This window comes from Litorilituus lipolyticus (assembly GCF_006439335.1).
GTDB classification, from domain to species: Bacteria; Pseudomonadota; Gammaproteobacteria; order Enterobacterales; family Alteromonadaceae; genus Colwellia; species Colwellia lipolytica.
On sequence record NZ_SAWY01000041.1, the window covers coordinates 41,190 to 53,971 of the forward strand.

A 12,782-nucleotide genomic window follows, 5' to 3' on the forward strand; every position below is an offset into this window, starting at 1 on the left:
ATATGGAATTGTACAGATGTACATTAATGTATGAGTAAACAAATCGACCAAGGTGATTTTCTTCTAATAACCATTATAAGAGTATTAAATGTGAAATTGTTCTATTTAATGCTGGGACAGCTTTGGGAAGATAAAGTATTAATCACCAGCCGTTAAATGTTTATTACTTTTGCCGCTATTAGGTATAAATGTATCAAAAGATTAAAAAATAGGCGTGATCTTTTCGTGGATGTTCTGTATAATCCGCGCTCCCTACGTTACAAATGTCTATTATTTATGACTTAGTTTACTAAGCAAAATTATTAAACGGTCAGTAAATATGGGCGCTGGACTCGATGCTCGAAGGGGCAATAGCGTGGTCTTTTTAACCGACAAACTAACAAAACGTTAGCTTGTTTTTTAAGTAACATTTTTAAAATTGGGTTTTTTAATGAAAACTTTTGTAGCTAAACCAGAAAGCGTACAACGCGAATGGTTCTTAGTGGACGCCGAAGACAAAACTCTTGGTCGTATCGCTACTGAAATTGCTAGCCGTTTACGCGGTAAGCATAAAGCAGAATACACTCCTCATGTAGATACTGGCGATTACATCGTTGTTATCAATGCAGAGAAAGTTCGTGTTTCTGGTAACAAAGCGAAAGGTAAAATTTACTACTCGCATACTGAATTCCCTGGTGGTCTTAAGCAAATTAGTTTTGAAAAACTAATGGAAAAAGCGCCAGAACGTGCAATTGAATTTGCTGTTAAAGGTATGCTTCCTAAAGGTCCTTTAGGTCGTGAAATGTACCGTAAGCTTAAAGTGTATGCTGGTTCTGAGCACAAGCATACTGCACAACAACCACAACTTTTGGAGCTGTAGACAATGGCTGATAATCAATATTACGGTACTGGTCGTCGCAAGAGCTCTACTGCTCGTGTGTTCATGAAAGCTGGTAACGGTGCAATCACAATTAATAATCGTGATATTTCTGTATACTTTGGTCGTGAAACGGCTCGTATGGTTGTTCGTCAACCATTAGAGTTAGTCGAAATGCTAGAGAAATTTGACCTTAACATCACTGTAGTAGGTGGTGGTATTTCTGGTCAAGCTGGTGCAATTCGTCACGGTATTACTCGTGCATTAATGGAGTTCGATGAAACTTTCCGTAGCGATCTACGTAAAGCTGGTTTCGTTACTCGTGATGCGCGTAAAGTTGAACGTAAGAAAGTTGGTTTACATAAAGCACGTAAACGTCCACAATTCTCAAAACGTTAATATTCATTCGAATATACTTTGCAAAAGCCGACTTTATGTCGGCTTTTTTATTGCTTGCCTTTTTCTTCCTCTTAAAAAATAAAGTAACTCGAAATACTGTTCATAATATCTGTGTTGCTCTGTTTTACCGATTTTGCATTATTCAATACAGGCTCTAAAAAGTTCAACACCTGTTATAGATGGAAATCGCAATTATTCCTAATTGAGCATTATTAAAATCGAATAAAAAATAGTTCTAATTTTTTGCTATTTTTAGTGTACTTACTCCGTTTTTACCTTGTAAAAAACAGGGTATTTCTTTATGATCAGAAAAATTTTTTTATCGATATACCGCTTGGTATGAATTTGATCTAACGAAAACAAATTTAATGCGTACTTTTTGTTTAGAGTTTATTGAGTAACGTATAAATAATAATTGTTGGGTTAGTGTCTTAGTTGGAGAGTATGAATGAGCAATGTGCCTGTGAATAATGGCCGCCGTCGCTTCTTAACTGCTGCTACTGCAGTTGTTGGTGGTGCTGGTGTGGTCGGCGTGGCTGTGCCTTTCATTGGTTCCTGGAATCCTAGTGCTCGAGCGAAAGCTGCGGGTGCTCCAGTTGAAATCAATGTAGGGAAAATACAACCAGGTCAATTAATCCGTGCTGAATGGCGTGGTAAACCTGTTTATGTAGTTCGTCGAACAGAGAAGACCGTTAATGATTTAGCTAAAGTTGACGATCAATTACGTGATCCTAACTCTGAAGAAGCACAACAACCAGAATATGCTAAAAATGCTTATCGCTCTATAAAGCCTGAGTTTATGGTAGCGCTAGGTGTTTGTACTCATTTAGGTTGTGCTCCAACACACCATAATGGTGACTTTGACCAATTCGTTGAAGGCGTTAGTGAAGGTTTCTTCTGTCCATGTCATGGTAGTAAATTTGATATGGCTGGTCGTGTTTTTCAAGGCGTTCCTGCACCATTGAATTTAATGGTTCCTGAGCATTCATTCACAAGTGAAGACACCTTATTGATTGGTGTTGGTCAAGGAGAGGCGTAATGTTCGCTAATTTTATGGCTTGGATTGACAAGCGCTTGCCTGTTACTGATTGTTGGAATAAACATTTAGCTCAGTATCCTGCACCTAAAAACTTCAACTTTTGGTACTTTTTTGGTTCTTTAGCCATGTTAGTACTAGTTAACCAAATCCTTACAGGTGTTTGGTTAACAATGAGCTATGAGCCGTCTGGCGATGGAGCATTTGCTTCAATCGAATATATTATGCGTGATGTCGATTACGGTTGGCTATTACGTTATATGCACTCAACGGGTGCTTCATTCTTCTTCATCGTGGTTTATTTACATATGTTCCGCGGTATGATGTACGGTTCTTACCAAAAGCCACGTGAATTATTGTGGATCTTCGGTATGTTGATCTTTTTAGTATTAATGGCTGAAGCATTCATGGGTTACTTATTACCTTGGGGTAATATGTCATACTGGGGTGCACAAGTAATTATTTCCCTGTTTGGTGCAATTCCTGTTATTGGCGATGATTTAACGCAGTGGATTCGTGGTGACTACGTTATTTCTGGCGCTACATTAAACCGTTTCTTTGCTTTGCATGTCATTGCGATGCCTTTAGTTTTAGTTATTTTAGTGTTTTTACATATCCTTGCTTTACATGAAGTAGGTTCAAATAACCCTGACGGTACTGAGATTAAGAAGAAAAAAGGTTCTGTTAAGCCTGAAGAATTGAGCAAATTCAAGTTCCATAAACATTACACAGACAAATACGATATTGTTGATGCGATTCCATTCCATCCGTATTATTCTGTAAAAGATATTATGGGTGTTGCTTTCTTCTTATTCATCTTCTGTTGGGTGATGTTCTTTGCCCCTGAAGGTGGTGGTTTCTTTATTGAGGCGCCAAACTTTGAGCCAGCTAATGGTTTAAAAACTCCTGAGCATATTGTGCCAGTATGGTATTTTGGTCCTTTCTATACCATTTTACGTGTTGTACCTGATAAGTTATTAGGGGCTGTAGCGATGTTTGGTGCAATCATCATGTTATTCGCTTTACCTTGGTTTGATCGCGGTACTGTTAAATCGATGAAATTCCGTTGTACTTGGCATAAAGTGAATTTATTCCAATTCACTATCAGTTTTATAGTTTTGGCTATTTTAGGAACTAAAGCTGCTACGCCGTTAAATAACTTGATTGGCACAATAGCAAGTTTTGGTTACTTTGGTTTTTTTATTGCGCTGTGGTTCTACAGTAAAAACGAAAATACCAAGCCAGTACCAGAGAGGGTGAGTAAATAATGAAAAAATTTATTTTAGCAGTGTTCGCTCTAGTACCTGTGTTAGCTTTTGCCGCAGGCCCAAGCTTACCACTAGATAGCGCTAATAATGATTTAGCAGATAAAGAATCATTAAAACGTGGTTTTAAAACCTATATAAACTATTGTTTAGGTTGTCACCAATTACAATATCAACGTTACAACCGTACTTTTACCGACTTAGGTATTGAAGAGGCGGATGGTATTGAAAATTATATGTATACTGGTGAGAAAGTTGGCGATCATATTACGAATACCATGCCAAAGAAAGAAGCTGCAGCATGGTTTGGTACTGCGCCACCAGATTTAACTTTAGAAGCTAGATTACGTAGCCCTGATTGGATCTATACTTACTTACGTTCTTTTTATATTGATGAGTCTCGTCCATTTGGTGTGAACAATACAATATTTAAAGATGTTGGTATGCCACATGTATTACAAGATCTTCAAGGTGTCAGTTCAATTGACGAAAGTGGTAAATTGACACCAGCACAAGGCGGCAGTTTAACAGCTGAAGAGTACGATGAAGTGATTCGTGATTTAACAAACTTCTTAGAGTATGTTGGTGAGCCAAATAAACTAGAGCGTAAAGCTTTAGGTGTTAAAGTACTAATCTTTATTTTTATTTTCTTTATTCTGGCTTATTTACTTAAGAAAGAATATTGGAAAGACGTACACTAATATTTTAGTACTAGAAGAAATTGTAGGGGTATTTAATAGCTAGCTATTAAATACCCCTTTGTTAGTTTTAGAAAATTGTTAATTAAAGAATTATGGAATAGGAGGCTTTATGGCCGTAGCAGCAAACAAACGTTCAGTGATGACTTTATACTCACATGCTGATGATATGTATAGCCATCAAGCACGTATTGTGTTGGCAGAGAAAGGCGTAGGCGTTGATATTCATTTAGTTGATTTAGCAAACTTGCCAGAAGATTTATTAGATTTAAACCCTTATGGTACAGTGCCAACTTTAATTGATCGTGAATTGGCATTATATGAAGCTTCTATCATCATCGAATATTTAGATGAACGATTCCCTCATCCGCCACTTATGCCGGTATACCCTGTGTCTCGTGGACGTAGTCGTTTAATGATGCACCGTATTGAAAATGATTGGTACAGCTTAGCTAAAACAATCCTTTCAGGTACTGCTGAAGAAGCGGCAAAAGCACGTCAAGAATTAAAAGAAAGCTTGTTAAGTGTTGCTCCTATATTAAATGAAGCACCTTACTTTATGAGTGAAGAGTACAGCTTAGTCGATTGTTACTTAGCACCACTTTTATGGCGTTTACCAGCTTTTGGTATTGAATTAGTGGGTCAAGGTTCAAAAGAGCTTAAGACTTATATGTTACGTTTGTTTGAACGTGAATCGTTCCAAGCATCTTTGACTGAAGCTGAGCGTGAATTACGTTTTGGTAACCCAGCATAATGTCGGGGCCAACTCTTGCGTCGATGAGTTCAAATAAGCCTTATTTAGTTAAGGCTTTCTATGATTGGATTTCAGACAATGACTTAACACCTTATATTGTTGTTGATGTTAATGTGTATGGTGTTTTAGTTCCAATGAACTATGTGGCAGATGGGCAAATAGTTTTAAATATTGCATCATCAGCCGTAGGAAGCATTGTTTTAGGGCCAAAAGAAATTGAATTTAGCGCTCGTTTCGGCGGCAAGTTAGAGCATCTCACGGTACCATATGGTGCTATTGGCGCAATATACGCTAAAGAAAATGGCGCAGGTACATCTTTGCCAATAGAACATCCTAGTGAAGATGAGCTGGAGCCAGACGAACTAGCACAAAGCGCGCCTGAAAAAACTAAGCCGAAGGCAAGTTTAAGTAGTGTAAGCTCTAGCGGTAATGAAAAACCATCGCAAGAAGACGGCAAGAGTAAAAAGAAAGGTAAGCCAAGCTTAAAAATAATTAAGTAATAACTTAACAACACAGGCTTTGTATTCAAAAAAATACCTCTATCAAGAGGTATTTTTTTGTCATAAATTTAATGAAGTATTACAGTAATTATGGCAAGACTAAATGTATTCAAAAGCCTTAAAAACTCGGCTTACACCACTGATGTTTCGCGTAACATTTACAGCAGCGTTTGCTTCTTTTTTCGATACTAATCCCATTAAAAATACTTCGCCATTTTCAGTAACAACTTTAATGTCTTTAACATTCACTTCGTCACTAGCAAATAATGCTGATTTTACTTTTGAGGTTAACCAAATATCGTTAGTTTGCGTGGTAACTGAGGTATTGGAACTGATGCGTATCTGATTATGAATTTGGACAACACCAGCGACATTTGTAACGGTTTTTATTGCGAGATCTCTAAGGTAAGTATTTGGTGCTTGGCCAACAACTAATACTGAGCCATTCACACTGACTACATGTAAGTTAGTATTATCATTGATTGATTTTTGTTTGGCCAATTCATTATGTGCATTAAACTCAATGGTTTGATCATCAATCTGTTTTCCTATGCTACGTCTATCGCTCACCATAGTTGCCCCAGCAGTGATCGCAGCCACAGTTGCAACAGCACACCCCTGAAGAGTTAACAAAGCCATAATGATACCCGCAAGTTTAATGCTGCTAGATTTAATTAACATTAGCAGTCTCCTTGTGGAAAAAGCATAGTGTCAATAATTTCGCATAAACTGTGCAATACCATTAAATGTACTTCTTGTATACGTGATGTTCGATGAGAAGGGACTCTAATTTCAACGTCTGATTCACCCAGTAAACCGGCGATATCGCCACCGTCATTGCCAGTAAGGGCGATAATAGGCATATCACGAGACACGGCACTTTCGATGGCTTTGATAACATTTCTAGAGTTGCCGCTAGTAGAAATGGCGATGAGTACATCGCCGTTATTACCTAATGCCCTAATTTGCTTTGAAAAGACTTCGTCATATTGGTAGTCATTAGCGATAGAGGTTAGCGTAGCTATATCACTATTCAACGAAATAGCAGGCAAGCTAGGCCGCTCAGTTTCGTATTTATTGAGTAATTGAGCACAAAAGTGTTGTGCGTGCCCAGCTGAACCGCCGTTACCGCAAGTAACTATTTTATTGCCTCCAAGTAATCCTTGCACTATGGTCATGCCTGCATGTTCTATCGATTGAGCTAACATTTCACTAGCAGCAATTTGCGTTTGTATGCTTTCAGTGAAGTTGTCTTTGATCTGCTCTAGCATAGCGATTTATCTCTCCGCTTAACGTATTTAATTAATAATGTATTATTTGGGTTATCAATGCCTACTGGCTTTAAAAGGCATTCTTAATCCAAGTGATGTCAGGTTGTTCAATGTTACCTTGTAAGGCGACAACATCAATTCTACAAGGAGTATTATATTCATTTAACCCTTGTTGTTGCAGGTAAAATGTTACGCAATGTTTAACTTTTGTTTGTTTAGCGGCAGAAACAGCTGAAATAGCACCACCAAATTGAGTCGATTTACGATATTTTACTTCTACAAAGACAAATGTATTGCCATCATTCATGATGAGATCAAGCTCGCCTTGTCGACAGTGTACGTTCTTAGCAACAAAAGTGAGGCCTTGCTTTTGAAGGAAATTTGAAGCTAACTCCTCGGTAAAGTCACCAAGTTGTTTTGTGGTTTTCGTTGAAGTATTTTGCTTAGTCCATAACAATGTTAATCACCTGATTTTGCTGATAACGTCCCCAAATGAGGCTTCTGGTAAGAATATTGTTATCATTAAGCTGCAATATACCTGTTTGCCCATAATGCCTAATATAAGGTGCTTTCTGCATTAAGCTGACTTTGTCAACTAAGTTGTAACTATCGTAACCCATGGCAAATATTCTAGATAAACTGTCACTTCGCTTAGACCATAATTGCTGGCTGATTTGCTTCAATGTAGTGTTTTGCTGTGAAGACTCAAGTAACCAAGGCATTTCAGTAAACGTTAAGCCCTGTAAGTCTCTATGACTACTATTATCTTTTTTATTACTGTGGCTGCGAGAGCTAGCATAAACAGGAATAACATTAGCAAAAGGGCTGATATTGACATCAATATATGGCTTAACTAAACGAGTTTGTTCAGCAGAGCCAACAACGTAAATCATGTCAATATCGCGTCTGTTACGTGTTTGAAATTTAAGGGTCTGCTGTAATCGGCCCTTAAGTTCATCAATTCGGTTTTGGCTACTGTCTACATCGAGGCTTGCTTTTAAATTAGCTTGCATTTTCTTGCCTTTCTCAAAAAAGACTATGTCGATATTATTACCGGTCATTACTTGCCATTGTGCAACAAAGGCGTTCGCAATGCGTTTACTAACCTTATCTTGATGGCTTAGTACTACAGGCATTTTATAATTGGAATTACTTAATGTTGTTGCTGCTTGAACAGCTTCATCTTCAGGCCTCATAGATAATGCCATTTGATTAGAGTCTAACGCGTTTTTATCTGGTAAATTAAGTAATAAAGTAGGTAAGGAAGTGGTGTTTTGTGTCTTCGAATCATCTTCTGTCGTTTTTGTAATCGCTAAATAGCTCTCAACATCATTTTTCAGCAAAGGGCCAATAACAAAATCTATATTGCTATCATTCAGTTTTGCCGGCAATTCTTGCCAGTTTAGTTGGTGTGTATCAAAAAAGTGTAAATGTTTGCTTTCATCATTTTTATAGGCTGCCAAAATTCCTTGTTGAGCTACTACACCTGCAGAGGCTTGTTTACCTGATAAAGGTAACAAAATGGCTATATTTTCAGATTGATTTGTAGCACTTTCTTTATCGAGTAATGATAAAGCAATTGGCGTGGCAGGGTGAGTAGGAAACTGTCTTTGCCATTGAGTTAAATAGCGGTCAAATTGCACTTTATCATGGCCAAATTTATTGGCATATTGCATCAATTGCACCCAACCTTTACCAAAAGGGACTTCGCTCTTTGAAAATTGTGCGAACTGCCAAGCTGATAACGCTTGCAGTTTTTGCCAAAGTTGTTTCACTTCCTCTGTTGCTAATTCATTTGTTAAAGAGCCATCTAATGCAAAAACATGAAAATCAGCCTCTAAGGCTGCAATGGGCTGAGCGCTGGCTGACATAACTTTACTTAAAGTTTGGTAGTAATCTATTGATAAAGAGATGTTATTGTCAGCTGAAAGTTGATGTATAGCATGGAGCTGCTCTTTACTCAGACTGGCTTTATCTAGGGCCATTAAGCTAGTGGCTTTAACTTGCAGTAAAGATATTTTATTGGCGAGTTGATGATTATCATTAGCGATAATAGCCATTGTCTTATCAGCAAGCCAAAGTGCTTTAGGGTAGTTTTTCTCTTGTAGATAAAGTTCACTCGCAGCTATCAAATGTAGAATAGCTTGTTCAGGAGGTAATTCTGCTGCGAACTTTAGTGTTTGTTCTGCTGATAACGGTAATGGGTCAACCACAACTTCTTCATGGCTTTTAACAATAGGTTGCTTCTTTGGCATCGCTTTTTGGTTACTACAACTTGATAAAGTCAGTAAAAATAATCCAATAGCCATATAAAAGCTGGCCGAATTTAGGCCATTGGTAATTTTTCTATTGTATGTAAAGCGAGAACGAGGGAATACGAAAAAATTAATTTGACCCACAATGAATAAATCCGTGCATTTTGCTATCAGTAGTGGTTTATAATAAACCTCATCAGTCAAGGTCTCAACTAAATCAATGAAGTATAGCCAAATGAATAATAGTATTGTAAATCCTGGTACCTTATATATCGTCGCAACGCCAATTGGCAATTTGGCTGATATTACTCAAAGGGCTATAGAAGTGCTAACACAGGTAGATATAATCGCCTGTGAAGATACGCGTCATACAGGAAAGTTACTGTCGGCTTTTTCTATCAAAAATAAAACACTGTCGATGCATGACCATAATGAAAGGCAGAGACAAGATCAGATGGCATCCATGTTGCAAGAAGGGAAAAGCATTGCACTTGTTTCTGATGCGGGAACACCATTAATAAGTGATCCTGGTTTTCATTTAGTAAGACATTGTAGAAGCCTTGGCCTTTCAGTTTCACCTGTGCCTGGAGCATGTGCCGCCATTTCAGCATTATCAGTTGCAGGTTTGCCGACCGACAGGTTTAGTTTTGAAGGTTTTCTACCGTCAAAGTCAGGCGCACGACAAACGACATTAAGTGCATTAAAGCATGAAGAGAGAACGATGGTGTTTTATGATGCACCAAGAAGAGCAATCGATACCTTAAAAGACATTGTCGAAACTTTAGGTAGCGCTCGTTATGTGGTTATAGCACGCGAACTCACGAAAACCTTTGAAACAATACATTCAGATACTGCTGAAAATTTTGTTAGTTGGCTTGAGCAAGATGCTAATCAACTTAAAGGCGAAATGGTGCTCATTATTGAGGGACACAAAAATGATGCAAGTGAAATTCCTCCGCAAGTCATCAAAACATTGACATTACTATTAGCTGAAATGAAGCCTAAAAAGGCGTGTGCTATTGCAGCAGAAATACATGGTGTTAAGAAAAACGCGTTATACGATATAGCTTTATCGTTAAAATAGCCTATTATTTAATATGTTCTAGACGTTAAGGGAGTGTAGAAGCTCAGATTATAAGGATGCAAAACACCTATGCTCAAAGGTATTTGGCTAACAATCTGTTTTATTTCGTGTAGCTTCTGTGTACTAGCAAATGATGAAGTATTCAAAATATCCGCTCCTTTAATTGCGCAAATTGCCCCCGAGCTTGAGCGTAAGATAATTCAATCATATAAAGACATCGATATAGCAGCAGAAATTATCCATTTACCAACTCAACGATCTTTAGAATCAGCAATCAAATCAGATTGGGTCGATGCTGAATTAGCGAGAGTAGCTGAAGTAAGTGATTTATTAAAAGATTATATTAAAGTACCTATTCCAGTTTTTGAATTCACATTAAACAGTTTCTCCTTTCAAAAAAGTATTAATGCTTCATCTTGGCTATCACTTAAGCCATATAAAGTAGTAACGTTAAGAGGTTTTGTCTCTATTAATAGGCGATTAAAAGAACACGGTATTGAGCACTTTGTTACAGACTCATATGAACAAGCGGTTGCTATGTTAAAAGCCAAAAGAGTCGATGTACTGATTACTTCAAAAACGTTATTATCGAAAAAATTGTTGAACGCCATGAATGCTTCTAAGGAATTTCATTCAAATGAAATAGAAGCTGTAAACCTTTATCATTATATTCACAAACGCCATAAAACTATTCTTCCTAGAATAACTCACGCAATAAAACAGAACTTCAGTAAGAATTAAAGTTTAAGGTTGGCGTTAACCTCACGATAAGATAGAATGCGCGGCGAGTTGACTAGACAATCGCTGCTTTATCGTTGTGCCTAATGTTTCGACAAAGGGTAGACAGATAAAGGGGAGGAAAGTCCGGGCTCCAACGAGCAGGGTGCCAGGTAACGCCTGGGCGGCGCAAGCCGACGACAAGTGCAGCAGAGAGAAGACCGCCGATGACCGCTTGCGGAACAGGTAAGGCTGAAAGGGTGCGGTAAGAGCGCACCGGGTTACTGGTAACAGTAATTGCAGGGTAAACTCCACCCGGAGCAAGACCAAATAGGGTTTCATTACTTTAAATAGTATACGCGTGGCTCGCGCGGAAACCGGGTAGGTTGCTTGAGCCTTAGAGCGATTTAAGGCCTAGACGAATGATTGTCACTTCTTCGGAAGATACAAAACCCGGCTTATGTGTTGACTCGCAAGTTTTAGTAGCTGCTTGCATTAGTGAGCAGCTTACTAAAATCTTTTGTTATCAAATGGTTACGTTCAAGAAAATGGCGCGCCATTTGGTGCACCTCTCTAAAAATTTTAGTAGTCATCTTTCATTACTAGCACACATTTATTTGCTATAGATTTTCCTGAAATTATCCGAAATGCTTGTTTAGGCTTATTTTTGTTTCTGCCAGGCTCCAGTTATAGTATTTATTTCAAAAATTTCAAAAGATTAATGAATTCGTAGGCAGGTGTGATACACAAAATGTTACACCGTATTAATTTAAGATCTTTTGTCTTAACAATTGAGTAGTGAAGCAATGCAAGCCGTAGTGGGTTTTAAGCATTTAAATCGCAGAAAGGAGACTTTTTATCTCAGGATGAAAGTACCTAAGCGTCTGGGAACCAGGGAAGTTAGGCTTTGTTTACGCACAAAAAAACTTAGTGTGGCTGTTGTTGTTTTAGATCGGCTTTCACCTTTAGTTTCTTTGATTAAACAACTTGTATAATGGCTGCCTTGATCACTATGGAACATCAAATTTTCTGGCCTTTCACGTAACTCATACGCCATAGTCAATGCTTTAACCGTTAGCTCACTATCTGGCGAATGAGACATCGCCCAGCCAATAGGCTTACGGGCAAATAAATCAATAACTACAGCTAAATAAGCCCAACGGTTTCCTGTCCAAATATAGGTCACATCACCACACCAAACTTGGTTAGGCGCAGTAACGCTAAACTGTCGTTCAAGCAGGTTCGGTATTGCAACATGCTCTTTAGACGCTTTCTTGTATGCATGTTGCGGCAATTGGCAGCTAACTAATCCTAGACCTTTCATAAACTTTGTCGCATGGTAACGACTAAGGTTTATGCCATTTTGTGTCACAATGTCAGCTACGGCTCTAGCATCAGCAGAACCACCACCTAATTCATGAGCAGCTTTAACTTCTGCACGCTGTGTAAGCTCTTCTGTTGAAAGCGAATTATCAAGTAACGCCCAGTATTTATAACTGCTGCGATGAACACCAAACACTCCACACAACAGTTTTATTGAATATTTTACTTTATGGCTCTGATTGAGTTTTTCGATTAATTCGAATTGTTCATTGAGTCCGACATCAACAGAGTTGTAGCCTTCTTCAAAATTTCCTTTTCTAATTCAATACGTTAAGACTTTTTCTCTAGCTCTCGTATTTTAAGCTGCTCAGGCGTCATTGGTGTTATTTGGGGGGCTTTACCTTTACGCTCTTCTCTTAACTGTTTGACTCATTTACCAATGGTGGAATACCCAACATTCATTGCCTTAGCGGCTTCTTCGTGGGTATAACCATGGTCGAGTACCAATTGTGCTGTTTCTAATCTAAATTCAGGGCTGAAATTTTTACGGGATTTCTTCGCCATTTTATTCACCTAATACTGCTATGAATTAATCATAACATCCTCTAATTAGGTGGCCAAAAT

Annotated in this window: 14 protein-coding genes, 1 other RNA gene and 1 pseudogene; 11 read left to right on the plus strand and 5 right to left on the minus strand. The window is 38.1% G+C overall.

The features are described from left to right. Positions 1-430 precede the first annotated feature (430 nt). The 7 genes from rplM to EPA86_RS16995 all read left to right on the plus strand — a co-directional run bounded on the left by rplM (position 431) and on the right by EPA86_RS16995 (position 5,508). The gene (gene rplM / locus EPA86_RS16965) at positions 431-859 is read left to right on the plus strand and encodes a 50S ribosomal protein L13 (protein ID WP_140605585.1); all 429 of its coding nucleotides are present in this window, start codon (positions 431-433) and stop codon (positions 857-859) included. Between the two features lie 3 nt (positions 860-862). Then, positions 863-1,255: a 30S ribosomal protein S9 gene (gene rpsI, locus EPA86_RS16970; protein WP_140605586.1), complete on the plus strand. Its 393-nt coding sequence runs from the start codon at positions 863-865 to the stop codon at positions 1,253-1,255. A gap of 448 nt (positions 1,256-1,703) precedes the next feature. After that, the gene (gene petA / locus EPA86_RS16975; protein ID WP_140605587.1) at positions 1,704-2,294 is read left to right on the plus strand and encodes a ubiquinol-cytochrome c reductase iron-sulfur subunit; all 591 of its coding nucleotides are present in this window, start codon (positions 1,704-1,706) and stop codon (positions 2,292-2,294) included. Continuing rightward, complete coding sequence (locus EPA86_RS16980; protein WP_140605588.1) at positions 2,294-3,559, plus strand: cytochrome b; 1,266 nt, start codon at positions 2,294-2,296, stop codon at positions 3,557-3,559. Before petA ends, EPA86_RS16980 begins: the two co-directional genes overlap by 1 nt. Beyond that, complete coding sequence (locus EPA86_RS16985) at positions 3,556-4,257, plus strand: cytochrome c1 (protein WP_140605589.1); 702 nt, start codon at positions 3,556-3,558, stop codon at positions 4,255-4,257. The genes EPA86_RS16980 and EPA86_RS16985 overlap by 4 nt, the downstream gene beginning before the upstream one ends. Before the next feature lie 109 nt (positions 4,258-4,366). Further along, positions 4,367-5,008, plus strand: a complete 642-nt coding sequence (gene sspA / locus EPA86_RS16990; RefSeq protein ID WP_140605590.1) for a stringent starvation protein SspA — start codon at positions 4,367-4,369, stop codon at positions 5,006-5,008. After that, positions 5,008-5,508, plus strand: a complete 501-nt coding sequence (locus EPA86_RS16995) for a ClpXP protease specificity-enhancing factor (protein ID WP_140605591.1) — start codon at positions 5,008-5,010, stop codon at positions 5,506-5,508. The genes sspA and EPA86_RS16995 overlap by 1 nt, the downstream gene beginning before the upstream one ends. A 99-nt stretch (positions 5,509-5,607) precedes the next feature. On the opposite strand, the gene dolP is transcribed toward EPA86_RS16995, so the two are convergent. The 4 genes from dolP to EPA86_RS17015 all read right to left on the minus strand — a co-directional run bounded on the left by dolP (position 5,608) and on the right by EPA86_RS17015 (position 9,178). Then, on the minus strand, positions 5,608-6,189 hold the full coding sequence (gene dolP, locus EPA86_RS17000) for a division/outer membrane stress-associated lipid-binding lipoprotein (protein ID WP_140605592.1): 582 nt from the start codon (positions 6,187-6,189) through the stop codon (positions 5,608-5,610). Continuing rightward, positions 6,189-6,779: a phosphoheptose isomerase gene (locus EPA86_RS17005; RefSeq protein ID WP_140605593.1), complete on the minus strand. Its 591-nt coding sequence runs from the start codon at positions 6,777-6,779 to the stop codon at positions 6,189-6,191. Before EPA86_RS17005 ends, dolP begins: the two co-directional genes overlap by 1 nt. Before the next feature lie 70 nt (positions 6,780-6,849). Beyond that, positions 6,850-7,236 carry a YraN family protein gene (locus EPA86_RS17010; protein WP_140605594.1) on the minus strand — a complete coding sequence of 129 codons (387 nt, stop codon included), beginning with the start codon at positions 7,234-7,236 and terminating at the stop codon, positions 6,850-6,852. After that, positions 7,223-9,178 (minus strand): penicillin-binding protein activator, encoded by a 1,956-nt coding sequence (locus EPA86_RS17015; RefSeq protein ID WP_170309689.1) that lies wholly within the window; start codon positions 9,176-9,178, stop codon positions 7,223-7,225. The genes EPA86_RS17010 and EPA86_RS17015 overlap by 14 nt, the downstream gene beginning before the upstream one ends. 91 nt (positions 9,179-9,269) lie before the next feature. Here EPA86_RS17015 and rsmI point away from each other — a divergent pair, with 91 nt between their 5' ends. From rsmI to EPA86_RS18535, 4 genes are all read left to right on the plus strand, one after another. Beyond that, positions 9,270-10,118 carry a 16S rRNA (cytidine(1402)-2'-O)-methyltransferase gene (gene rsmI, locus EPA86_RS17020; protein WP_140605596.1) on the plus strand — a complete coding sequence of 283 codons (849 nt, stop codon included), beginning with the start codon at positions 9,270-9,272 and terminating at the stop codon, positions 10,116-10,118. A gap of 69 nt (positions 10,119-10,187) precedes the next feature. After that, positions 10,188-10,859 carry a type 2 periplasmic-binding domain-containing protein gene (locus EPA86_RS17025; RefSeq protein WP_140605597.1) on the plus strand — a complete coding sequence of 224 codons (672 nt, stop codon included), beginning with the start codon at positions 10,188-10,190 and terminating at the stop codon, positions 10,857-10,859. A gap of 44 nt (positions 10,860-10,903) precedes the next feature. Next, positions 10,904-11,312: RNase P RNA component class A (gene rnpB, locus EPA86_RS17030), an RNA gene on the plus strand. Positions 11,313-11,701: 389 nt separating this feature from the next. Further along, positions 11,702-11,830, plus strand: a complete 129-nt coding sequence (locus EPA86_RS18535) for a hypothetical protein (RefSeq protein WP_425462588.1) — start codon at positions 11,702-11,704, stop codon at positions 11,828-11,830. On the opposite strand, the pseudogene EPA86_RS17035 reads toward EPA86_RS18535, so the two are convergent. Further along, positions 11,821-12,722: pseudogene (locus EPA86_RS17035) on the minus strand (IS3 family transposase); the annotation flags it as partial. The gene EPA86_RS18535 and the pseudogene EPA86_RS17035 overlap by 10 nt on opposite strands. Positions 12,723-12,782 lie beyond the last annotated feature (60 nt).

Excerpts from the sequence above, each read along its gene's own strand:
- rsmI (WP_140605596.1), top strand. The coding sequence starts at position 9,270 with ATGAATAATAGTATTGTAAATCCTGGTACCTTATATATCGTCGCAACG.
- dolP (WP_140605592.1), bottom strand. The coding sequence starts at position 6,189 with ATGTTAATTAAATCTAGCAGCATTAAACTTGCGGGTATCATTATGGCT.
- EPA86_RS17025 (WP_140605597.1), top strand. The coding sequence starts at position 10,188 with ATGCTCAAAGGTATTTGGCTAACAATCTGTTTTATTTCGTGTAGCTTC.
- sspA (WP_140605590.1), top strand. The coding sequence starts at position 4,367 with ATGGCCGTAGCAGCAAACAAACGTTCAGTGATGACTTTATACTCACAT.
- petA (WP_140605587.1), top strand. The coding sequence starts at position 1,704 with ATGAGCAATGTGCCTGTGAATAATGGCCGCCGTCGCTTCTTAACTGCT.
- EPA86_RS16995 (WP_140605591.1), top strand. The coding sequence starts at position 5,008 with ATGTCGGGGCCAACTCTTGCGTCGATGAGTTCAAATAAGCCTTATTTA.
- rpsI (WP_140605586.1), top strand. The coding sequence starts at position 863 with ATGGCTGATAATCAATATTACGGTACTGGTCGTCGCAAGAGCTCTACT.
- EPA86_RS17005 (WP_140605593.1), bottom strand. The coding sequence starts at position 6,779 with ATGCTAGAGCAGATCAAAGACAACTTCACTGAAAGCATACAAACGCAA.
- rplM (WP_140605585.1), top strand. The coding sequence starts at position 431 with ATGAAAACTTTTGTAGCTAAACCAGAAAGCGTACAACGCGAATGGTTC.
- EPA86_RS18535 (WP_425462588.1), top strand. The coding sequence starts at position 11,702 with ATGAAAGTACCTAAGCGTCTGGGAACCAGGGAAGTTAGGCTTTGTTTA.
- EPA86_RS16980 (WP_140605588.1), top strand. The coding sequence starts at position 2,294 with ATGTTCGCTAATTTTATGGCTTGGATTGACAAGCGCTTGCCTGTTACT.